This window comes from Bacillus sp. JZ39 (assembly GCF_053903145.1).
In genome coordinates, this window is the sequence record NZ_CP096389.1 from 2,684,337 (window position 1) to 2,707,438 (window position 23,102).

General features: G+C 45.4%; 19 protein-coding genes and 1 riboswitch. Of the genes, 2 read left to right on the forward strand and 17 right to left on the reverse strand.

The genetic code is table 11. The features are described 5' to 3' along the window. Positions 1–2: 2 nt before the first annotated feature. Together sdhA and sdhC are read right to left on the reverse strand one after the other, a co-directional pair. A complete protein-coding gene (gene sdhA / locus M1D65_RS13840) occupies positions 3–1,763 on the reverse strand; it encodes a succinate dehydrogenase flavoprotein subunit (protein WP_003229567.1) in 1,761 nt (586 codons plus the stop codon). Positions 1,764–1,796: 33 nt separating this feature from the next. Then, entirely contained in the window at positions 1,797–2,405 is a 609-nt protein-coding gene (gene sdhC / locus M1D65_RS13845; RefSeq protein ID WP_003222512.1) for a succinate dehydrogenase cytochrome B558, read from the reverse strand. A gap of 292 nt (positions 2,406–2,697) precedes the next feature. Between sdhC and M1D65_RS13850 the strand changes: the two genes are divergently transcribed. Beyond that, positions 2,698–3,144 (forward strand): YslB family protein, encoded by a 447-nt coding sequence (locus M1D65_RS13850; RefSeq protein ID WP_003222508.1) that lies wholly within the window; start codon positions 2,698–2,700, stop codon positions 3,142–3,144. 43 nt (positions 3,145–3,187) lie between these two features. On the opposite strand, the gene M1D65_RS13855 is transcribed toward M1D65_RS13850, so the two are convergent. From M1D65_RS13855 to zapA, 14 genes are all read right to left on the reverse strand, one after another. Next, positions 3,188–4,414: an aspartate kinase gene (locus tag M1D65_RS13855; protein WP_024572581.1), complete on the reverse strand. Its 1,227-nt coding sequence runs from the start codon at positions 4,412–4,414 to the stop codon at positions 3,188–3,190. Positions 4,415–4,539: 125 nt separating this feature from the next. Then, positions 4,540–4,719, reverse strand: a riboswitch (Lysine riboswitch). Positions 4,720–4,783: 64 nt separating this feature from the next. Continuing rightward, the gene (gene uvrC, locus M1D65_RS13860) at positions 4,784–6,556 is read right to left on the reverse strand and encodes an excinuclease ABC subunit UvrC (protein ID WP_038828019.1); all 1,773 of its coding nucleotides are present in this window, start codon (positions 6,554–6,556) and stop codon (positions 4,784–4,786) included. Positions 6,557–6,691: 135 nt separating this feature from the next. Next, on the reverse strand, positions 6,692–7,006 hold the full coding sequence (trxA, locus tag M1D65_RS13865; RefSeq protein ID WP_003222500.1) for a thioredoxin: 315 nt from the start codon (positions 7,004–7,006) through the stop codon (positions 6,692–6,694). 322 nt (positions 7,007–7,328) lie between these two features. After that, entirely contained in the window at positions 7,329–8,816 is a 1,488-nt protein-coding gene (gene abfB / locus M1D65_RS13870; RefSeq protein ID WP_249849506.1) for an alpha-L-arabinofuranosidase AbfB, read from the reverse strand. Between the two features lie 216 nt (positions 8,817–9,032). Continuing rightward, positions 9,033–10,010 (reverse strand): electron transfer flavoprotein subunit alpha, encoded by a 978-nt coding sequence (etfA, locus tag M1D65_RS13875; protein WP_049141054.1) that lies wholly within the window; start codon positions 10,008–10,010, stop codon positions 9,033–9,035. Between the two features lie 35 nt (positions 10,011–10,045). Further along, positions 10,046–10,819: an electron transfer flavoprotein subunit beta gene (etfB, locus tag M1D65_RS13880; protein WP_014480500.1), complete on the reverse strand. Its 774-nt coding sequence runs from the start codon at positions 10,817–10,819 to the stop codon at positions 10,046–10,048. A gap of 14 nt (positions 10,820–10,833) precedes the next feature. After that, positions 10,834–11,610 (reverse strand): enoyl-CoA hydratase, encoded by a 777-nt coding sequence (locus M1D65_RS13885; protein WP_038828015.1) that lies wholly within the window; start codon positions 11,608–11,610, stop codon positions 10,834–10,836. A gap of 14 nt (positions 11,611–11,624) precedes the next feature. Then, on the reverse strand, positions 11,625–12,209 hold the full coding sequence (fadR, locus tag M1D65_RS13890; protein WP_038828013.1) for a fatty acid metabolism transcriptional regulator FadR: 585 nt from the start codon (positions 12,207–12,209) through the stop codon (positions 11,625–11,627). A 104-nt stretch (positions 12,210–12,313) separates the two neighbouring features. Continuing rightward, positions 12,314–13,996: a long-chain-fatty-acid--CoA ligase LcfA gene (gene lcfA, locus M1D65_RS13895; protein ID WP_049141052.1), complete on the reverse strand. Its 1,683-nt coding sequence runs from the start codon at positions 13,994–13,996 to the stop codon at positions 12,314–12,316. 188 nt (positions 13,997–14,184) lie between these two features. After that, positions 14,185–14,589 (reverse strand): DUF350 domain-containing protein, encoded by a 405-nt coding sequence (locus M1D65_RS13900; RefSeq protein ID WP_003237674.1) that lies wholly within the window; start codon positions 14,587–14,589, stop codon positions 14,185–14,187. 14 nt (positions 14,590–14,603) lie between these two features. Next, a complete protein-coding gene (locus tag M1D65_RS13905; RefSeq protein WP_187001847.1) occupies positions 14,604–16,961 on the reverse strand; it encodes an endonuclease MutS2 in 2,358 nt (785 codons plus the stop codon). A gap of 20 nt (positions 16,962–16,981) precedes the next feature. After that, positions 16,982–18,694, reverse strand: coding sequence for a DNA polymerase/3'-5' exonuclease PolX (gene polX, locus M1D65_RS13910; protein ID WP_015384310.1), 1,713 nt, complete (start codon positions 18,692–18,694; stop codon positions 16,982–16,984). 73 nt (positions 18,695–18,767) lie between these two features. Next, positions 18,768–19,301, reverse strand: coding sequence for a CvpA family protein (locus M1D65_RS13915; RefSeq protein ID WP_003229537.1), 534 nt, complete (start codon positions 19,299–19,301; stop codon positions 18,768–18,770). A gap of 6 nt (positions 19,302–19,307) precedes the next feature. Further along, entirely contained in the window at positions 19,308–19,565 is a 258-nt protein-coding gene (zapA, locus tag M1D65_RS13920) for a cell division protein ZapA (RefSeq protein WP_003229534.1), read from the reverse strand. 133 nt (positions 19,566–19,698) lie between these two features. Between zapA and rnhC the strand changes: the two genes are divergently transcribed. Beyond that, positions 19,699–20,640, forward strand: a complete 942-nt coding sequence (gene rnhC, locus M1D65_RS13925; RefSeq protein WP_456270597.1) for a ribonuclease HIII — start codon at positions 19,699–19,701, stop codon at positions 20,638–20,640. A 35-nt stretch (positions 20,641–20,675) separates the two neighbouring features. Here the strand turns inward: rnhC and pheT are convergent, their stop codons facing one another. After that, positions 20,676–23,090, reverse strand: a complete 2,415-nt coding sequence (gene pheT / locus M1D65_RS13930; protein ID WP_046381255.1) for a phenylalanine--tRNA ligase subunit beta — start codon at positions 23,088–23,090, stop codon at positions 20,676–20,678. Positions 23,091–23,102 lie beyond the last annotated feature (12 nt).

Here is a 23,102-nt window from a genome sequence, read left to right on the forward strand (position 1 = left end):
GATTATTTCGCCACCTTCTTCTTCGAGTAATCCCGTTTCCGAGGCGTTATCAGTGATACATCGACATCCTGATACTCAAATTCCGGCGCTTCATACGGGCTTACATGTTTAGCCATTGTTGTTTTGAGCCATTCATCATCATTACGTTCAGGATAATCCGGTTTATAATGGGCGCCCCGGCTTTCATTACGGTTGTATGCGCCAAGGGTAATCACCCTAGCAAGCTGAAGCATGTTTGAGAACTGGCGTGTGAACATCGCTCCCTGGTTGCTCCATTTTGTCGTATCATTGATGTTGATCTTTTTGAAGCGCTCCATTAACTCCTGAATTTTGTCATCCGTTTTCAAAAGCTTGTCATTATGGCGGACAACCGTTACGTTCGCCGTCATCCACTCACCGAGCTCTTTGTGAAGAACATAGGCATTTTCGGTTCCGTCCATACTCATAATATCAGCCCATTTTTCTTCTTCTTTCTTAACGTGAGCGTCGAATAATGATGAAGACATGTCTTCCGCTGAAGATTCTAAGCCGTTTACATATTTCACCGCATTCGGTCCGGCCACCATGCCTCCGTAAATCGCAGACAGCAAGGAGTTCGCTCCCAAGCGGTTGCCGCCGTGCATAGAATAATCACATTCCCCAGCCGCAAACAGTCCAGGGATGTTTGTCATTTGATCGTAATCCACCCATAAACCGCCCATAGAATAATGGACCGCAGGGAAGATTTTCATTGGAAGCTTACGCGGGTCGTCTCCCATGAATTTCTCATAAATCTCAATGATGCCGCCAAGCTTAATATCAAGCTCTTTCGGATCTTTATGAGACAGATCGAGATATACCATGTTTTCACCGTTAATGCCGAGCTTCTGGTTCACACACACATCAAATATTTCGCGTGTCGCAATATCACGCGGCACCAGGTTTCCGTATGCCGGATATTTTTCCTCCAGGAAATACCATGGTTTGCCGTCTTTATATGTCCACACGCGACCGCCTTCACCACGCGCTGATTCACTCATCAGTCTTAATTTGTCATCGCCCGGTATGGCTGTCGGATGGATTTGAATGAATTCTCCGTTTGCATAATACGCTCCCTGCTGATAAACGATTGAAGCAGCAGATCCTGTATTAATCATGGAGTTCGTTGATTTTCCAAAGATGATTCCCGGTCCGCCCGTCGCCATAATGACAGCGTCTGAACGGAAGGATTCAATTTGCATGTTTGTCAGGTTTTGTGCAACAATTCCACGGCAGGTTCTGTCATCATCTAAAACAGCGCCAAGGAATTCCCAGCCTTCGTATTTTGTGACCAGACCCGCAACTTCGTATCTGCGCACTTGCTCGTCCAGTGCATAAAGCAGCTGCTGTCCCGTCGTCGCACCCGCATAAGCCGTTCTGTGATGCTGTGTACCCCCGAATCGACGGAAATCAAGCAGGCCTTCAGGCGTCCGGTTAAACATGACGCCCATCCGGTCTAATAAGTGGATGATCGAAGGCGCCGCTTCACACATCGCCTTGACCGGCGGCTGGTTGGCAAGAAAGTCTCCCCCGTATACCGTGTCATCAAAATGTTCCCACGGAGAGTCACCTTCCCCTTTTGTATTGACCGCTCCATTTATGCCGCCTTGCGCACAAACTGAATGAGAACGTTTGACAGGAACGATGGAAAACAATTTAACCGCCATTCCTGATTCCGCTGCTTTAATTGTCGCCATGAGGCCGGCAAGACCCCCGCCGACTACGATAATGCTTGATTGACTCATGATAGCCCCTCTCCCTCTAGTAATCTAGTACTCTTAAACAAATGCGAAAATCGCTTTTAAGCCTACGTATGACAGTGCAACAAAAATAATCAGCGTAACGTATGTCGAAATTCTTTGAGAACGAGGCGTTACCGTGATGCCCCATGTAACAGCGAAAGACCATAAACCGTTCGAGAAGTGGAAAATTGTTGATAAAACACCGACAATGTAAAAACCAAGCATAGCCGGAGAGCTCAAAATATTCGCCATCATGTCGAAATTGACCTCAGCACCCATTTGCGCGGCAATGCGGGTTTCCCACACGTGCCAGCTGACGAAAATGAGGGTGATGATACCGGTTACACGCTGCAGGACGAATAGCCAGTTTCTCATGTAGCTGTATTGACCTGCGTTATTTTTCGCAGTAAACGCTATGTACACACCATAAACTGCATGATAAATTAATGGTAAGAAGATAATAAAAATTTCCAAGGCATACCTGAAAGGCAGACTATCCATAAAATGAGCAGCGCTATTGAATGCTTCAGCGCCCCTTGCGGCAAACTGGTTGACGACTAAATGCTGAATAAGAAAGATGCCGACCGGTATGACGCCAAGCAAGGAATGCAATCTTCGAAAATAAAACTCTCTGTTCCCAGACATTACTTTACCCCCTGTTTGATAAGTGCGAAATGTGCTAAATCTCTTCCCCCACTTCTTTCAATTGTAAGCACTTTATTAAGATTTATTGACAATTTCATTTTACTCCTCCCTCAAAAGGGCGTCAAGAAAACGCGTACATAAATTATAATTTTCCGAATTGATTAGTTGATTGAAAAATTTTATTTTATCAATATATATTTCTTGCTTAATTTTTCATAAGAATTACAGGATCATTCTGTAATCCTCCCCCCTGTTTGAGCTATAATATACGCAGGAGAGAGGGGAGACAGATATGAAGTCTAAATTTGAAGCATCTATTGACAACCTAAAAGAAATTGAAATGAACGCCTATGCCTACGAACTAATACGAGAGATCGTTCTCCCAGATATGCTTGGCCAAGATTACTCTTCCATGATGTATTGGGCAGGAAAACATCTCGCCCGTAAGTTTCCTCTTGAATCATGGGAGGAGTTTCCGGCCTTCTTTGAAGAAGCGGGCTGGGGAACCCTCACCAACGTAAGCGCTAAAAAACAGGAGCTTGAATTTGAACTTGAAGGGCCGATCATTTCCAACCGGCTTAAACATCAGAAAGAACCATGCTTTCAGCTGGAGGCTGGTTTTATCGCTGAACAAATTCAATTGATGAATGATCAGATTGCCGAATCATATGAACAAGTGAAAAAGAGAGCCGATAAAGTGGTTCTGACTGTGAAATGGGATATGAAAGACCCAGTGTAATCAAAAAGGCGGTGACTGCATAGTCCCGCCTTTTTGATTGTCATTACACAGCTGAAGGGTGTTTTGAAAGCTCAAATGCATCGTGAAGCGACTCGACTGCTTTCACCATGTCATTTTCGCTTACGACTGTTGACACTTTGATTTCAGATGTGCTGACCATTTTGATTAAAATATTTTTTTGCGCCAGTACAGCAAACATTTCAGCCGCTACACCAGGATTTGAGACCATGCCGGATCCAACAATGGATACTTTAGCCAATTTGCTTTCTGTCTCGATTTTCTCAAATTCCAGCGCGTCTTTATACTCTTCAAGCACTGCAACGGTTTGGTCTGCATCTTCTGTTTTGACAGAGAAGGAAATTCCAGTCTTGTCCTCGGCCTGCGTTTGGATAATGATATCCACATTTATGTTTCTTTTGGCAAGTGTCGTAAAAATAGTAGACAAAGTTGTCAGGCCGCTAGTCAGCCCGTAAATGGTTACTCTTGTGATTTGATCTTCAAATGCAATGCCTCTGACAATTAAATTCTGTTCCATGGATGATTCCTCCTCAATTAATGTTCCCGCTTCGGTTTCTGTACTTGAACGCACTTCTAACGGCACTTGGTAATTTTTCGCGAACTCAACTGCTCTCGGATGAAGAACACCGGCGCCTAAATTGGCAAGCTCAAGCATTTCATCGTATGAGATGCCCGCAAGTTTTCTCGCTGATTTCACATAGCGCGGATCGGTTGTAAACACGCCTGGCACGTCTGTGTATATGTCACATTTATCAGCTTTTAAAGCGGCAGCCAAAGCAACTGCTGTTGTATCTGAACCGCCCCGGCCCAATGTCGTAATTTCACAATCCTCTGTCATGCCTTGGAATCCTGCGACAATGACAATTTTTCCCTTTTCGAGCTGGTCTGCTAAAACCGATGTGTCGATATCTGTAATTCTGGCGTTTCCGTGAATGGCCTCTGTACGGATTCCCGCCTGCCAGCCAGTATAAGACACAGCGTCATAGCCTTTTTCCTGCAATGCCATTGAAAGGAGTGAAATCGTGACCTGCTCGCCTGTCGCCAGCAGCATATCCATTTCGCGTTTGCTGGGCTGGTCAGAAATAGCTTTTGCAAGGCTGACCAATTCGTCAGTGGATTTTCCCATTGCTGAAACGACGACAACGACTTGATGGCCTTTCTGTTTTTCTGCAATTGCGCGGTTTGCCGCATTTTGAATTTTTTCGACTGAGCCGACGGAAGTGCCTCCGAATTTTTGTACAATAAGACCCATGTATTACCACCCTTTACATTTTGGTTCGTGCGGGTGAGGAGAAAGAGCGCTTTGTCCACAATAAAAAAAGCAATGAGAGGAATACTCTCATTGCTTATCAATTAATCATCATAAATGATTATGAACAACGAGATAGCCCTCCAAGAAAATGATTTCTTGACAGCCTTACATTTATTCAATGCACGGCCAGCAAATAATACCGATGGGGTTTTATTTGCTTCGGCGACGCTCCCCTTTCAGCCTTTTTCACAGAATCCATCTTTCTCCAAAGGCATACTCTTGAAGTTCGCACCTCTATCTTCACCATATAACACGATCTAACTATGAAATTAGTTCACATTTTATCAGATCTTATTTAAAAGGACAACATTATTTTTGCAATTTGTCGTAAAGGAGCTGAGCCGCCGCTGCGGGAACACCGGCTTTTTTGATGTCCTCAAGGCTTGCTTCCTTCATTTTTTTAACGGAACCGAAATGCTTTAACAGCATTTTCTTTCTTTTCTCTCCGATACCCGGGATGTCGTCCAAAACGGATTGAAACGCGCTTTTTCCGCGGATTTGCCTGTGAAAACTGATTGCAAAACGGTGCACCTCGTCCTGGATGCGCTGCAGGAGGTAAAATTCCTGGCTGTTTCGTTCCAGATACACCACCTCCAGCGGCTCACCGATCAGTAAATTTGAGGTTCTGTGTTTTTCATCTTTCGCTAAACCGGCGATCGGGATATCCAAGCCGAGTTCATTTTCAATGACATCCCTTGCTGCGTTGATCTGCCCTTTTCCTCCGTCAATGATAATCAGATCGGGCAGCGGCAGATTCTCACGAAGCACTCTCGTATAGCGTCTTCTGACAACCTCTCTCATAGAACCGTAATCATCCGGCCCTGTAACGGTTTTGATTTTATATTTGCGGTATTCCTTTTTGTATGGTTTGCCGTCGATAAACACAATCATCGCGGAAACCGGGTTTGTCCCCTGTATGTTTGAGTTATCAAACGCTTCAATTCTGTGCGGCGTATAAATATTTAATGCCTCACCTAGTTTCTGCACAGCCCCGATTGAACGCTCCTCGTCGCGTTCGATTAAAGAGAATTTTTCTTTCAATGCGATTTTCGCATTTTTATGGGCAAGCATGAGCAGTTCTTTTTTCGGGCCTTTCTTCGGCTGGTGAACGTTTGTTTCCAGCAGCTGCTCGATCATGGATTGATCTACGCTGTCCGGAACTAAAATCTCCTTCGGAAGGAAGTGGTTGTTTTTTGAATAGAACTGCCCGATGAACGTGAGGAACTCTTCATCTGCTTCCTGATAAAGCGGGAACATGCTGACATCGCGTTCAATGAGCTTTCCTTGGCGGATGAAAAAGACCTGCACGCACATCCAGCCCTTATCGTACGCGTACGCGAATACATCACGGTCGACTAGATCGTTCATCGTCATTTTTTGTTTTTCCATCGTTGATTCAATATGGGCAATTTGGTCACGAAGCTCTTTTGCTCGTTCAAACTCAAGATTCTCAGCAGCTTCATGCATTTTCTCTTCAAGCTCTTTTTTGACCTCATTATAGCCGCCCCTTAAGAAACGTGTAATGCTTTCAACCAGCTCTCTGTTCGTCTCTTCGGAAATATCCTTTACACACGGAGCGAGGCATTGGCCCAGATGATAGTAAAGGCACACTCTGTCCGGGAGCTTGGAGCATTTTCTGAGAGGATACAGACGGTCGAGCAGTTTTTTTGTTTCCCTTGCTGCCTGTACATTCGGATACGGCCCGAAATAGCGCCCTTTGTCTTTTTTGACATTGCGGGTGACAATCAGCCTTGGGTGGCGTTCATGGGTGAGTTTTATGAAAGGATAGGTTTTGTCGTCTTTGAGCATGACGTTGTATTTCGGATCATGCTTTTTGATCAGATTCATTTCTAAAATAAGCGCTTCAAGATTGGAGGACGTCACGATATATTCAAAATCCTCGATTTCCGTCACAAGCCTTTGGGTTTTCGCGTCGTGAGAACCGGTGAAGTAGGAGCGCACTCTGTTTTTCAGCACTTTTGCTTTCCCTACGTAGATCACAGTCTGCTGCCGGTCCTTCATGAGATAACAACCCGGTTGATCAGGAAGGAGGGCGAGTTTTTCTTTCAGTTGTTTGTTCATATGTTACCCTTCCTTATGTTTAATCCTTTATTTCCAGTTTAACACGAACGTTTGTTTTTCTCTATGGTTCACAATTGGCGAATAAAAAAAGCGATCCCTCAATCGGAATCGCTCTGGCATGTAAGCAGCGGAAAATTAAAGATGTTTGTTTACAAGCTCTTGAAGCGCTTCTTTTGGTTTGAAGCCGACTGAAGTTTCAACTACTTCGCCGTCTTTTAACACAAGAAGAGTCGGGATGCTCATAACGCCGTATTTTCCGGCAGTTTCTTGGTTTTCGTCTACATCGATTTTTACGATTTTCAGTTTGTCTCCCATTTCTTGATCCAATTCTTCAAGAACAGGTGCAATCATTTTACAAGGTCCGCACCAAGGAGCCCAGAAGTCTGCCAGTACGACGCCTTCGCTTGTTTCAGCTGAGAAAGATTGATCAGTTGCTTTTACGATAGCCATTATTGAATTCCTCCAATGTGAAATGATGATTTTTAGTATAGCATCTCCCATTCGTTCACGCTATTTTAATGCTTACAAATTATTTTTTCCTGATCACAGCCGGTTTACTCATTTTTATATGGTTGAATGGGATATGCTCTTTTTTTAAAACACAAATCTGATAATGGCCCCGATCACTACAATTGCCCCAATAATCATTAAAATGGTACGAAGCATAAGATCACATCTCCTCTTCACTGTCATGTACTTTACCATGCCCTGCCGGAGCTGTTTCAAAACCTGAAAAAGAGCGCCGGCATGAAGCTCCGGCGCTCTTGCGTGATTAAGAATCAGCACGCAGCGTAAGTAAGACGACTGACATTGGCGGGAGTTTTACTTTCAGTTTGTTTTTGCTGAGCGTGTATTGCCTGAAGGATTCCGGTTTGACATGATGAGGATCGTCAAACGTGTTATGCGCATTCATTTTTTCTGCCGTAAGAATGACTCCGGAATGGTCCGCTGCCTTGTGTAGGCCTCTCAGCTCGATTTCCGCCTCCGCTTTGTTTTGGTGATCGATGTTGCAAATTGTGATATTGATATCGCCTTCAGCTTGTTTCGATGCTGAAATGCTGATTTGCGGAAGCGTTTCACCGTTCCATTCATAGTCGGCAGACATTGTCTCTGTGGCTAAAAGAGAAGCGTCCTGGTGCACCTTAAACATATTGAATACATGGTACGTCGGTGTCAAAAGCATCCGCTCTCCCTCAGTCAAAATCATCGCTTGAAGAACATTTACTGTTTGGGCGATGTTGGCCATTTGCACCCGGCGGCAATGCTGATGGAAAATGTGGAAATGAGAAGCCGCCACCAGTGCATCACGAATGGTGTTTTGCTGATATAAGAAACCGGGATTCGTGCCTGGCTCGGGATCAAACCACGTGCCCCATTCATCAATAATCAGCCCGACCCGCTGCTCCGGATCGTACCGGTCCATAATCGTGCCGTGTTTTTGAATCAATTCATCGATGTATTTGGCTTTTTTCATCGTAATAAACCATTCATCTTCCGTGAATTCTGTGGCTGATCCTTTGCCCTTCCAGAAATCCCCCGGAATCGTGTAATAATGAAGACTCAACCCGTCCATCAGGCCAGCGGCTTTTTTCATAAGCATGTCCGTCCAATTAAAATCATCCACATTTGCGCCGCCTGCAATTTTATAAATGTCATTCCCGCTGTAATTGCGGACATAAGTCTGAAAACGCCGGTACAGATCTGCGTAGTATTCGGGATGCATGTTGCCGCCGCAGCCCCAGTTTTCATTGCCCACGCCGAAATATTTCAGCTTCCAAGGTTCTTCTCTTCCATTTTGCTTTCTCCAGTCTGACATCGGCGTGCCTTCTTCAAATGTCATATACTCAATCCACTCCGCCATTTCCTGAACGGTTCCGCTTCCGACATTGCCGCAAATATATGGCTCGCATTCAAGCAGCTCGCAAAGCATCATAAATTCATGCGTTCCGAATTCATTTGATTCAATTGTACCGCCCCAGTGAGTGTTCAGCATTGTCTTACGGTCACCGACACCGTTTGCCCAATGGTATTCGTCCGCAAAACACCCGCCCGGCCACCTGAGGACAGGAATGTGCAGCTGTTTGAGCGCCTCCAGCACGTCCTTTCGTATCCCGTTGATATTGGGGATGTCTGAGTCCGTTCCGACCCAGATCCCCTCATAAATCCCTCTTCCTAAATGCTCGGCAAAATGACCGTATATATTTTTGTTAATGGTTCCTTTTACGATATCTGTTTGAATCACTGCTTGATGTTCAGACATGCCTCTGATCATTCCTTTCATACGGATATGAAAAGCACCACAGTCAAATATGTGATCTGTCTTTGCCTGAGGAGTCAGCATGAATGTAAGCGCTTTTAAAGTAACCATATTATATATGTTCGTACATGTCAACGACATTTTCTATTGTTTTTATATTTGTACGTATGTATTTATAAATATGAAAAAATCCCGAACTTTTAAAGTCCGGGATTTCCTTTATGAGTGTATATTCAATTGTTTGAATTCCTCAGTTAATAACGGGACAACTTCAAATAAATCACCGACGATGCCGTAATCCGCTATTTTAAAGATATCGGCTTCGGGGTCTTTATTGATGGCGACGATCACCTTGCTGTTTGACATGCCGGCCAAATGCTGGATGGCGCCGGAAATGCCGCATGCAATGTACAAATCCGGAGTGACGACTTTCCCGGTCTGCCCGATTTGGAGAGCATAATCGCAATAATCAGCGTCACATGCCCCGCGAGAAGCCCCGACTGCGGCCCCTAGCACCTCTGCAAGCTCCTGCAGCGGCTGAAATCCTTCCATGCTTTTGACTCCTCGGCCGCCCGCAACGATAATTTTCGCTTCGGAGAGATCAACACCGTCCGCCGTTTTTTTGACGACCTCTTGGATAACAGTGCGGAGGTCAGTAAGAGAAACATCAATGCTTTCGATGCTCCCCGACCTGCTGGTGTCTTTTTCTGAAGCTTGAATGTTATTGGGGCGAATTGTTGCAAAGATCATCGGATCGGTTGAAATGACACGTTCAAAAGCTTTCCCCGAGTAAATCGGCCGTGTGAACACAACATTTCCTCCGGTAACGCTTACATCTATAGCATCAGAAATTAAGCCTGTTTGCAGCCGGGCAGCAAGCTTCGGTGAAAGATCCTTGCCCATTGCCGTATGCCCGAAGATGACTGAATCAGGATTTTCTTGCTCGATAACACCTCTCATGACCTGGCTGTACCCGTCTGCCGTGTATGTTTTCAGCTTCGGGTCCTCAGCGGTAAGAACTTTATCTGCTCCGTAATGAATAAGCTCTTGTGCAATGCTTTGTACATTTTCACCGATGAGAACACCGATGACTTCCCCATCTCCTGAAATGGTTCTTCCTGCAGCTATTGCTTCAAAGGTGACATTCCGCAATTCCCCATCGCGTATTTCTCCAAGCACGATCACTTTTTTTCCCATTCTAACATCCCCCTGTTTCTTTGAATGTCCAAGCTTTAAATGACTTTAGCTTCGCTGCGGAGCAATGAAACAAGCTCTTTTGCCTGTTCAGCAGGCTCACCTTGGAGAAGCTTCCCGGCTTCTTTTTTCGGCGGCAGAAAACGTTCAATGGTTTTCAGCTTTGGTTCAGCATCCTCTTCGTCCAGGTCAAGATCATCAAGTTCAAGCTCTTCAAGCGGCTTTTTCTTAGCCTTCATAATTCCCGGAAGCGATGGATAGCGCGGCTCGTTTAAGCCCTGCTGAGCTGTGACAAGCAATGGGAGCGTCGTTTTGATTTTTTCAACATCCCCTTCGACGTCCCTTTCTGCTTCTGCATCAGTGCCGTTGATTTCGAGTTTGGTGATCGTAGTGATACACGGAATGTCCAGTAGCTCGGCAAGCCGAGGCGCCACTTGTCCTGATCCTCCGTCAATGGCAACATTTCCGCCGAGAATCAAATCAAACTCCTGATCCTTCATATAGTGGTATAAAACTTGAGAAATGGAATATTGGTCGGGTTCTTCAAGATCATCTTCTATGTTGATTAAAACAGCTTGGTCACAACCCATGGCAAGCGCCGTACGCAATTCTTTCTCCGCTTCTTCACCGCCGACCGTGACGGCGGTGATCGTGCCGCCATGCTTTTCCTTCAGCTGGATGGCTTCTTCTATCGCGTACTCATCATATGGATTAATGATCCATTCCGCTCCGTCATCCTGAATCTTTCCTGTTTCAATGACGATTTTTTCTTCTGTGTCAAACGTCCGTTTCATCAGTACAAATAGATTCATGATCATATCCCCTTTTATTCGCCTTTGAACTGAGGCTTTCTTTTTTCGAGAAATGCCTGGATGCCTTCCTTGGCGTCCTCTGACTCAAATGCTTCCCCAAATCGCTTTGCTTCAAGCTTTAAGCTGCCTTCATAGGAATAAACCTTGTTGGAATAAAGAAGCTCAAGCAAAGATGCCAGCGTTTGCGGGCTTTTCTCTGCAAACTTAGCGGCAAGTGCTTTTGCTTTTTCAATCACTTCTGCCTCATCTTTCGCTCCAATTGAGACAAGTCCGAGATCAAGCGCTTCTTTTCCGGATATCGGTTCTCCTGATCCGATGAGCTCTAATGCTTTGGCTGTACCGACATATCTCGGAAGGCGCTGTGTCCCCGCAAAACCTGGAATGATACCGAGATTAAGCTCCGGGAGCCCCAGCTTAGCATCTTCTGTTGCGATTCTGATATGACAGGCCATCGCAAGCTCCAGCCCGCCTCCGAGAGCAGCGCCGTGAATCGCTGCGATAATCGGTTTTGGAAAGCTTTCGATTCTCTCCATTAACTGCTGGCCGCGCTCAGCGAGCAATGAGGAATCCTCATTGCCTTTAAGCGATGTAAATTCTTTAATATCAGCGCCGGCTGAGAAAAATCTTCCCTCGCCGTGAATGATAATGCTTCGAACGCCTGCATCTGTCTCACATTGATCAAGACAGGAAGACAGCTCTTCTAATATCCGGCTGGAAAGCGCATTTGCCGGCGGATTGTGAATCGTCAAAACTGCCACAAATTGATCAACTGCCAGTGATATTGCATTCATAGGACAGAACTCCTTTACTTATGATGAATTCCGGACACCAATAATTCTAAAACGCTGTCTGAAAGCGCAGCAAGATCGTACTTTTGGTCATTCATCACCCATGTTGTCACGGTTTCGTCAATCGTTCCAAAAATCATCTGCCGGGCGAGGCGGACGTCGAGGCCTTCTTTTAATTCGCCTGATTGTATGCCTTCCGTCAAAATGCCATCCAAAATATTTAAGTAGCCTTTTAATATTTCGTTGATTTTTTGGCGCAGCTCCAAGTTGGATTGGCGGAGCTCAAGCTGCGTGACAATTGCGAGATTATGGTCACCCGCTAAAAGGGAAAAATGCTTTGAAATCACAAGCGCCAATTTCTCTTTCGCTGTTGCTTTTTCTTTAATGTCCTCTTCCATCCGCTCAATAAATTGACCCATTTTTTCTTTGAAAAGAGAAATTAAAATATCTTCTTTGTTTTTAAAATAGAGATAGATGGTGCCGTCCGCTACTCCGGCTTGTTTGGCAATTTTGGATACCTGTGACTGGTGGTAGCCGTTTTCTGCAATGACTTCTACTGCTGCATCAATAATCTGCATATACTTTGGCCGTTTTTGCTTCAATGTTCATCGTTCCTTCCTATAGAAATGAATGACTATTCATTCATAATTTTATGATAAGAAGGATTTTCAGGTTTGTCAAGTTTATTCATGGACGTTCTCTTTTTTTATTTGATATGATGATTTTCGGTTTCCTCATCAAGTAAACGCCTTCTTAAAATTTTTCCCACCGCCGTTTTCGGCAGCTCTTTTCTGAACTCATAGGCTTTGGGCACCTTATAGGGAGCTAGACGTGATCTCGCAAAATCGTCCAGTTCTTCTGCATCGGCTTTTGCGCCTTTCTTTAATACGACAAATGCTTTTACTGTTTCTCCCCTGTAGGAATCGGGAACGCCTGCGACAACAATTTCCTGGATGGCTTCATGTTCATAAAGCGCTTCTTCTACCTCACGCGGGTAAATATTGTAACCACCGGCAATGATGATATCCTTCTTCCTGTCAGCAATATAGAAAAAGCCTTCTTCATCCATATAGCCCATGTCCCCGGTGAACAGCCAGCCATCTCTCAGCACTGCGGCGGTTTCCTCTGGTTTATTCCAGTATCCTTTCATGACTTGCGGACCTTTTACAATGATTTCTCCATGCTCATACGGAGCGGCAAGCTCACCCGTCTCTTCAGAATAGATCGCAGCGTCCGTACTCGGCCAAGGACAGCCGATACTGCCCGGCTTGTTTTTTCCCCATATAAAATTGGCGTGCGTCACTGGGGATGCCTCAGACAAACCATAGCCTTCCACAAGCTTTCCGCCAGTCACCTTTTCAAATTTCTGCTTTACCTCCACGGGAAGCGCGGCTGATCCGCTAAGACAGCTTTTAATGGATGACAGATCATAATGCTGCAATTCGGGGTGATGCAAAAGGCCAATGTAAATTGTCGGTGCGCCAGGAAAGAGCGTCGGTTTGTGTTTGTCGATGATTTTAAGTGTTTCGAGCGGATCAAACTTAGGAAGAAGAATCATTTCGAAGCCTAGTTTAATCGAATAGTTCATGACTGCCGTCAGTCCGTAGACATGAAAAAACGGGACGATGCCCAGCACTTTTTCAGCGCCTTCTTTCACGTCATACATCCAAGCGGCGCACATTTCAGTATTTGCCAAAATATTTTGGTGCGTGAGCATAACCCCTTTTGGAGCTCCGGTTGTTCCTCCGGTATACTGGAGGACAGCGATATCATGCTCAGGATCGATCTTCGGGATTGTCAGGAGTTCAGTTTTTTCCTGCTTCATACTGGAAGCAAACGTGTGAATGTTAGCTGTTTTGTCAAAGTCGATATGCACTTTTTGTTTTTGCGTCAGCGGGTAAAGAATATTCTTCGGAAAAGGCAAATAGTCTTTTACGCTGGTTATCAAAATCTGGTCGATTATTGATAACGTTTTCATTTTTATTGCCTTCGGAAAAAGCAAATCTAAGGTGATGATTACACTTACCTGAGCATCTCTAAGCTGGTATTCAAGCTCATGCTCGGTATAAAGCGGATTCGTCTGCACCACGATGCCACCGGCAAACAAGACGCCATAATAAGAAATCACTGTTTGCGGGCAATTGGGCAGCATAACAGCCACTCTGTCTCCTTTTTGCAGGCCATTGCACTGCAAAAAAGCTGCAAGTTTAAGAGCATCCGTCAGAATGTCATGAAAGGTGAGTTTTTTTCCATAAAACGATATTGCGGTTTTATCAGGGAATCGTGCGGCGGAGTCTGTCAGGATGGATTGCAGGGTTTTATTCGGCAACGGAAGCTCATGCGGGATATCGTTGGGATACTCGGCAAGCCACGGCTTTTGAGACTGCATAAAACCTCCCCTTTCGATTTTAGAGATCCACCTTATCATTATAGCAGATGGACGGCAAAAAAAAGAAAAAGAAAGGTAAATCTTTCTTTTTCTCATAATATGAACAGATATATAAGACCAATTAACAAAAAGATTCCCGCTGCGGCGAGCAGTATTTTCGCAAGCTTTTCCATCTATTCTCCGTCCCCTTATATTCCGGCTGCCACTACAAATGAAAGCCCGACAGAAATGACAAATGAAATAAAGCCGACAGCCCGGTTATCATTCTCGATTTCCTGATCAATTTTAAACCGCGGAGTCAAAAACTCAAAAATAAAGTAGCTGATCAGAAGCATAACAAACCCGTAAACGCCCCAGCCGATCATTTGCAGCAGCGAATTATGCTGGGAGATGGAATGCTGAAATACGTTTGCGATTCCCAAAATTTTTCCGCCGGTCGCCATTGCCACCGCAAGATTTCCTTTTTGAATCTCTTCCCAGTTTTTATAAGCCGTCACCAGCTCAAACACAGTCAAAAAGAGGACGAGGCAGAGAACCGCGACACTGTAATATGCCGCGATTTCCACAAGCTCGTTTTCCCAAAAATCACTCATGGCCATACTCCCTTTTATTTTAGTTCAACAACCGTAACGCCTGATCCTCCCTCACCTGCTTCACCGAAACGGGAACTTTTGACGCTGCGGTGGTTTTTCAGAAGATCCTGTACGCCTTTTCTTAAAGCGCCGGTTCCTTTTCCGTGGATGATTGACACTCTTGGATATCCGGCTAACACCGCATCATCCAAGTATTTTTCAACCCGGCTGAGGGCATTTTCATAGCGTTCGCCGCGGAGATCAAGTTCAAGCGATACGTGATAGTCCTTTCCCTTGACCGCTGTAATGATTTTTTCTTTTTTTTGCTCCGGAGCTGATTTGATAAACTCCAGATCTTTTTCTTTTACTTTCATCTTTAAAATACCGATTTGAACATTCCATTCATTGCCGCCTGTTTTTTCGAGCAATGTTCCTTTTTGCCCGAAAGTGAGGACTTTCACCTCGTCGCCAGGCTTAAAGTCGCGTTTTTGCGCTTTCGGCTTTTCCGGTTTCTTGGACTTTTCAAAAGCCGGCATAGCGCCTTCTAACCGTTTCTTCGCGTTAATCAGCTCGTGATCCTTGAAGGATTTGTGTTCTTCTTTTATGGAGCGCAATTCATGAATAATGTCCTCGGCTTCTTTCATTGCCGCTTTTACTTTTTCAGCAGCCTGCTGTTCTGCCTCTTCAAGCATTTTGTCTTTTTTGCTGTTAAGCTCGATGATTTGCTGCTGCAGCTCTTTATGCAGTTTTTCCGCTTCTTTTCTGATTGATTCTGTCTCAGAAAGCTCTTCTTCCGCACGTTTTTTGCTTTGTTCCAGCGACGCAATCATCGTATCGACTTCGTTATGCTCGGCCGTCATTTCTGACTTCGCCTGCCCGATGATATGGTCCGGGAGCCCGAGGCGTTTTGAAATTTCGAAAGCATTGCTTCGACCCGGCACACCAATTAAAAGTTTATAGGTCGGTGACAGCGTTTCGATGTCAAATTCAACGCTGGCATTCATGACGCCTTCTCTGTTATAGCCGTACGCCTTCAATTCCGGATAATGCGTCGTAGCTAACACTCGTGCATTGGTGCGATGCACGTCATCCAAGATGCTCATGGCGAGGGCCGCCCCCTCCTGCGGGTCTGTCCCTGCACCAAGTTCATCGAAAAGCACAAGGCTGTTTTCATTGACCTGTTCTAAAATGCCGACAATGTTCACCATATGGGATGAGAACGTACTTAAACTTTGCTCAATCGACTGTTCATCACCGATATCAGCGAATACGTGCTCAAATACTGCCGCTTCTGACCCTTCATCTGCCGGGATATGAAGACCTGATTGCGCCATTAAGGTTAGCAGGCCTAACGTTTTAAGGGTGACTGTTTTCCCCCCTGTGTTTGGCCCTGTGATGACAATGGTTGAAAAATCGCGGCCAAGCTCGATGTCATTGGCAACAACCTGGTCAGGCGGAAGCAATGGATGGCGGGCTTTTTTCAAACGGATAAAGCCGGTATCGTTCATAATCGGTTTTGTTGCTTTAACCGCTTTTGCATATCTAGCTTTTGCAAAAATAAAGTCAAGTGTCTGCAGCACTTGCAAATCTAGAAATAGCTCCTCTGTATACTCTGCCGTTTTCTCTGTCAGCACACGCAAAATCCGTTCAATTTCTTGCTTTTCTTTCACTTTCGCCTGTTGAAGGGAATTGTTCATATCTACAATCGCCTGCGGTTCAATGAATAGTGTCGCACCAGAGGATGAGGTGTCGTGCACAATTCCTCCATAGCTGGATCTGTACTCCTGTTTGACCGGGATCACAAAGCGGTCATTCCGAATCGTAACAATCGTATCAGACAGCATTTTCGATGCGGAAGAGGAACGCAGCATCGACTCTAACCGGTCTCTGACTCTTGATTCGAGTGTTCTGAGCTGTGTGCGGATTCCTCTTAATGTTTCCGATGCATGATCAAGCACTTCTCCGTGATCATCGATGCAGGAATTAATGTCCCGCTCTAAATCGGACAGCGTGATAAGCTGTTCAGCATGCTGATGGATCAGCGGAATGTCGACACCGTCTTCAGCCATTTGGGTGATAAAATGTTTCATTTGTTTAACTGCATAAAGCAGGCCTGAGATTTCAGTGAATTCAGAAGGACTGAGAACGCTGCCGATTTCCGCCCGTCTTAACGCTCCTCTGATATCTACAAGGCCGCCAAATGGCGCTTGGCCTCTCAGCCGAATAATGTCAGAAGCTTCGTCTACTTCATCCAGCTGTTTTTTGATTTCGTCTATAGAAGCAGAAGGCTTAAGCTCGAGAAGCATTTCTTTTCCGAGCGATGAAGCGGCATGCCCAATAACCTGTTCTTTCACTTTATGAAATTCAAGAGCTGATAATACTTTTTGCTGCACGATTGTGTGAGCCTCCTTACTTAATCGTTGCGCTTCAGAAATGCCTCTACGTCTTTAAGCGACCGGGCATTCAGAACGTTTTTCGTTTCCGTCCATCCTTTGCGCGCGGCAGTAACGCCAGTTTTCATATCGTCTAACATCTCAATATTATGGGCATCAGTATTAATCACCAATGTAACCCCTTGTTCGTTTGCTTTCATTAAATGCTCTGTGCGTAGATCAAGGCGCGCAGGGTTGGCGTTGAGTTCAAGCGCCGTATTTGTTTTCCTCGCAAGCTCAATCAGCTGATCAATATCGATTTCGTAACCGGCCCGTCTGCCGATAAGGCGCCCGGTCGGGTGTGCGATAATGTCAACATGCTTGTTTGTCAGTGCCGTCTCAAGCCGTTTCATAATCACGTGTTCCGGCTGATTAAAACTGGAATGAATCGATGCAATAACGATATCCATTTCCGCAAGCACATCGTCATCATAATCGAGCGTACCGTCAGGCAGGATATCCATCTCAACGCCTTTCAAAATACGGAAGTTTTCAAACTCTGCATTTAGTGCGTCAATTTCTTTTGCCTGCTGCTTAAGTCTTTCTGCAGTAAGGCCGTTGGCGACCTTTAAATATTGTGAGTGATCGGTGATCGCCATGTATTGATAGCCTTTTTTGATGCAGGCTTCAGCCATCTCTCTGATCGAAAATGCACCATCGCTCCACGTTGAGTGCATGTGGAGATCACCTTTGATTTGCCCGGGTTCTATCAGTTCAATGCTGTCGCTGTAGGTTTCCACTTCCTGTCCGCTTTCACGAATTTCCGGCGGAATCAGCGGCAGGCCGAAGTGCGCATAAAATTCACGTTCACTCGGAAATGTTTTGATTTCTCCGGTTTCAACTGTCTCAACGCCGTATTCACTGATCCGCTCGCCGCGTTCTTTGGCGATTTGGCGCATCTTAATATTGTGATCCTTTGATCCCGTAAAATGATGGAGTGTTGTCGGAAACTGCTCTTCCGTCACAAGACGGAAATCGACGCTTGTTTCATATTCAAAGGAAAGGATGACGGACACCTTCGTATCTCCGCTTGCGATCACGCTTTTGATGTTTGGCAGCTCAAGAAGCTGCTCTCTTACTTCAGCCGGATGATCTGTAGCAATGATATAATCCAGATCCTTCACCGTTTCCCGCGCTCTGCGGAGACTTCCGGCACGAGAAAATTTGATGATATGCGTAAATTGAGAAAGATGCTCCTCAATTTCCCGCGCGATCCGGAGGGCGTAGCCGATCGGGAACCGTTCAGGCTGTTTTCCGGCTTCCCCGAGCGCCTGTAATATTTTTTCTTCCGATTTTTTGCCAAAGCCCGCAAGACCTTGCACCTTTTGCTGTTCACAGGCTTCCTTTAGAGATTCTGCATCGTGTACGCCGAGCTCTTTATACAGCTTTGCGATTTTTTTGCCGCCGAGCCCCGGCAGCTTCAATAAAGGCACGAGTCCTTCCGGCACTTCTTTCTGAAGCGATTCGAGCGTGCTTGACTTTCCTTCATCTATATACTCTTTAATGACGCTGTACGTTCCTTTTCCAATGCCGGACAGCGACATCATATCGTCCATTTCTGATAAGCTTCGGTCGTCCTGTTCCAGGGCTGCCGCCGCTTTTCGGAAGGCGGATACTTTAAACGGGTTGTCCCCTTTGAGTTCCATATAGACTGCAATGGTTTCAAGCAGCCGGATAATATCTTTTTTATGCATATCATAACCCCCAGACGTTCACATATGTTTCCATCATACTTGAAAAAAACTTCTCCGGACAAGAGAAGTTTTTTTATGCCCCGTACTGTGTCCACAGCTCTTGTAAAAGCCCTGACAAGTACGGTGTATGGTTAATGATCACATTTGCGAGAGACGATTGCCCCATCATTTGCTGCAACGCATCTACCGGCAGAACGGATGCGACATACAGCAGCACAAATGTAAATAAATAGACTTCTAGAAAACCGAGAACGGCTCCCAGCATCTGGTTGATTTGTTTAATCACCGGAATGCCGGCTACAATACTCAGGAACGAGCCGATGATTCTCAGTAAGATTTTAGCAATGATAAATAAAACGATAAACGCAATCGCATTATAGTACGCTGCTTCCAAATTCCCCGTAAAAAAAGAAAGAGCCGGCTGTCCCGCTGAAAAATCGGGTGCGGGAATCCAATGTAAATGCGGTGCCACGTTTTTATAGAATAAAGCCGCAAAGGCAATTGATAAAATAAAGCTCGTCAAGCGGATAAACTGCAGGATAAAACCGCGTTTTAACCCCAGTAAAGTCCCCATCAGGAGCAAGATTAAGATGATGATATCTAGCATAGTTGTTCAATCCTTTTCTTTAAGCTGACGCTCCAGTTTTTCACATTTCTCTTGTAATTTGACATAATCGTGCACCACATTTACCGCTGTCAGCACTGCAAGTTTATTTATATCAAGGTATGGATTTTTTTCATTGATTTCTCTCATTTTATCATCAACAATTCCGGCGACATACCTCATATGGGCTCTGCTTTCTTCACCGACAATCGTGAAGTGCTGGCCGTAAATGTCAACGGTTGTTTTTGTTTTTTTGCCGTCAGACAACGTTTCTCCTCCATTCCGCGAGAATCCTAGTTCTTATCATAACACGTTTATTAAATGAATGGAAAGACGAGCCTCCCGCTGTTATGATACACTGGTATATACAGCGAAAAGTGTAAAAAAAGGAGATTATTACGTGTCCCATTCAGTGATAAAAGTATCGTTGTCTGCTATTGACCAAATGAAAATGACGTACAGCGGTTCGCTTACAGCCTCTGTTCCGCAGGGAGCCGTTTTTCAGGCGAAACCGCCCGGCTGTACCATTACAGCATATAAATCAGGCAAGGTCTTGTTTCAAGGCAAAAACGCTGCGGCAGAATCCGCGCGCTGGGGAACAGCAGAGCCTCAGGAAAAGAAGAAAACGGCCAAAAAGCCGGCTGATCCCCGCTATGCCCCTCCGGCAGATATCGCCGGAATGTCTGTTATCGGTTCTGACGAAGTCGGAACCGGAGATTACTTTGGCCCAATGACGGTTGTATGTGCATACGTCGACAAAACCATGCTTCCTTTAATGAAGGAACTCGGTGTTAAGGATTCTAAAGATTTAAAAGATCCGCAAATCATCGAGATTGCCCGAAACCTGATCAAAACCATTCCATATAGCCTGCTGGTTTTAAAAAATGAAAAGTATAACAGCATGCAGGAAAAAGGCATGAGCCAAGGGAAAATGAAAGCTTTGCTGCACAATCAGGCGATCACACATTTATTAAGAAAATTGGATGGAGTAAAGCCTGAAGCTATTTTGATTGACCAATTCGCTGAGCCAGGCGTCTACTTCAATCATTTAAAGGGCAGAGACATTGTGAAGGAGCGGACCTATTTTAGCACAAAAGCTGAAGGTATTCACCTGGCTGTCGCCGCTGCTTCAATCATTGCAAGATATTCGTTTTTAATGGAAATCGATAAACTATCACGCGAGGCAGGAATGACGCTTCCAAAAGGGGCCGGTCCTCACGTCGATGAAGCGGCCGCCAAGCTAATCCTCAAAAAAGGGGCATCTGCACTCAGAACCTTTACAAAACTCCATTTCGCCAATACGCAAAAAGCGCAGCGCCTTGCTGATAAAAAACGTTCATAGAAAAAAGCTTGCAGATTTCTCTGCAAGCTTTTTTCTCAGCCTCTTAAAACAGCTTGATATGTGTCTTCTAACGCTTTCAGCACTTTGCTGTGCGCCTTTGTCACTTCTTCTTCAGTCAGTGTTTGTTCAGGGTTGACATACTGGAGTGAGAAAGCGACTGACTTCTTGCCTTCCTCCATATGCTCTCCTTCGTATACGTCAAAGACGGTTACCTCTTTCAGAAGCTTTCCGCCAGCCTCTTTAATGACGCTCTCGAGCTGTCCGCTTGTGACGGTTTTATCTGTTACAAGGGCGATATCACGTGTCACAGACGGATATTTCGGAATCGCCGTGTAAACAAGCGGGGCTGTTTCTGCCGCGAGCAACGCATGAAGATCGAGCTCAAATACGTATGTTTCTTTTATATCCAGTTCTTTTTCCAATGAAGGATGGACTTGGCCGATGAAGCCGATCAGAGAACCATTCAATAAAATGTTCGCTGTTCTGCCCGGATGCAGCTGTTTGCGTTCAGACTGTACAAATTCAATGCTGTCTAGGACGTTGAGTTTGTCTAACAGCCCTTCTACAATTCCTTTGACAACAAAGAAATCAACTGGTTTCTTTTCTCCCTGCCATAGCTGTTTGCGCCATAATCCGGTAACAGCTCCTGCTACGCGCTCTGTTTCAACAGGTTTTGTGTCCTCTTCCTTCGTCAGGAAAACGGAGCCAACTTCGTACAGTGCAACTGAGTCAGTCTGCCTCGCAAGGTTGTAAGAAACAGAATCAAGCAGATTCGGAACAAGACTGTGTCTGAGAATGCTTCTTTCTTCACTCATTGGAAGCGCAAGCACAGTATTCAGTGATTTTTCAATCGCAAACGCTGCCGCTTTCTTCTCGTTTGTCAGTGAGTAAGTGATGGCTTGTGATAAGCCTGCGCCTTCAAGGAAGCGTCTGACTTTACGGCGTTTTGCCTGGTATGGCGTTAATCCGCCTGTAGTTCCCGCTGTCTCAGGAAGCGTAGACGGAATGTTATCGTAGCCGTACAGTCTTGCCGCTTCTTCGATTAAATCCTCTTCTATTGTAATGTCGCCGCGGCGTGATGGGACAGTCACAACGAGAAGTTCACCCGCTTCACCGACCGTAAAACCGAGACGTTTATAAATGCTAATCAGTTCTTCTTTACTGATCGTCAGGCCTAGAACGCTGCTCACTTTATCAGCAGATACGTGAATGTTATTTGCTTCGATTGTCAGGTGATCTTCCTCAACTGTTCCAGCAAGCACCTCACCGCCGGCATACAGATGGATCAGCTGCGCAGCTCGTTCTGCTGCAAGACGTACGCGCGCCGGATCAATTCCTTTTTCAAATCTTACGCTTGATTCACTTCTCAAACCAAGGTCTTTGGAAGCCTTGCGAACCGTCTGCCCGTTGAAATACGCAGCCTCAAGCAAAATCGTTTTCGTATCTTCCTGAACCTCTGACTCTGCTCCTCCCATGACACCCGCAACGGCCTGCGCTTTCGTTCCGTTTGTAATGACAAGGTGATCGGCGGACAGCTTACGTTCTTGATCATCAAGAGTTACGATCATTTCATTCTCAGCTGCTTTTCTTACTACCACTTCCTTAGAGCCAAATCTGTCATAATCAAACGCATGAAGCGGCTGTCCGTATTCCAACAGGACAAAATTTGTGATGTCAACGACGTTGTTGTGCGGACGAATGCCTGCATTCATCAGCTTTGTCTGCATCCAAAGCGGTGACGGAGCAATCGTGACATTTTTAATGATTTTTGCAGTGTACAGCGGGTTCGCTTCTTGATCTTCAATTTTGACTGAAATGTAATCAGACGCTTGTTCTGAAGCAGCCGGGTAATCCGTTTGCGGAAGCTTTACCTCAGTATCTAAAATCGCGGCAACCTCGTAAGCAACACCAAGCATGTTCATGGCATCCGCGCGGTTTGGCGTTAAACCCAGCTCAAGAATCGCATCGTCAAGCTGTAAAGCCGCTAAGGCATCGCTTCCTGTTTCAGCGTCATTCGGGAATACGAAAATGCCTTCTGCATACTCCTTCGCCACAAGTTTGCTTTCAATACCAAGCTCCTGTAAGGAACAGATCATGCCGTTTGATTCTTCACCGCGAAGCTTAGCTTTTTTGATTTTGAAATTGCCCGGCAGCACCGCTCCGACTGTTGCAACCGCGACTTTTTGTCCTTTATCCACATTCGGCGCGCCGCAAATGATTTGTACAGGGGCTTCAGCTCCAATATCCACAAGGCACTTATTCAGTTTATCAGCATTCGGATGCTGCTCGCGCTCCAGCACATGGCCGATGACAACGCCTTTGATGCCTTCTCCTTTGTATTCAATTCCTTCAACCTCAATACCGGCTCTTGTAATTTTTTCAGCAAGAACAGCCGGGTCCATGCCTTTTAAATCAACATAATCCTCTAACCATTTATAAGAAACAAACATCCTTGCATCCTC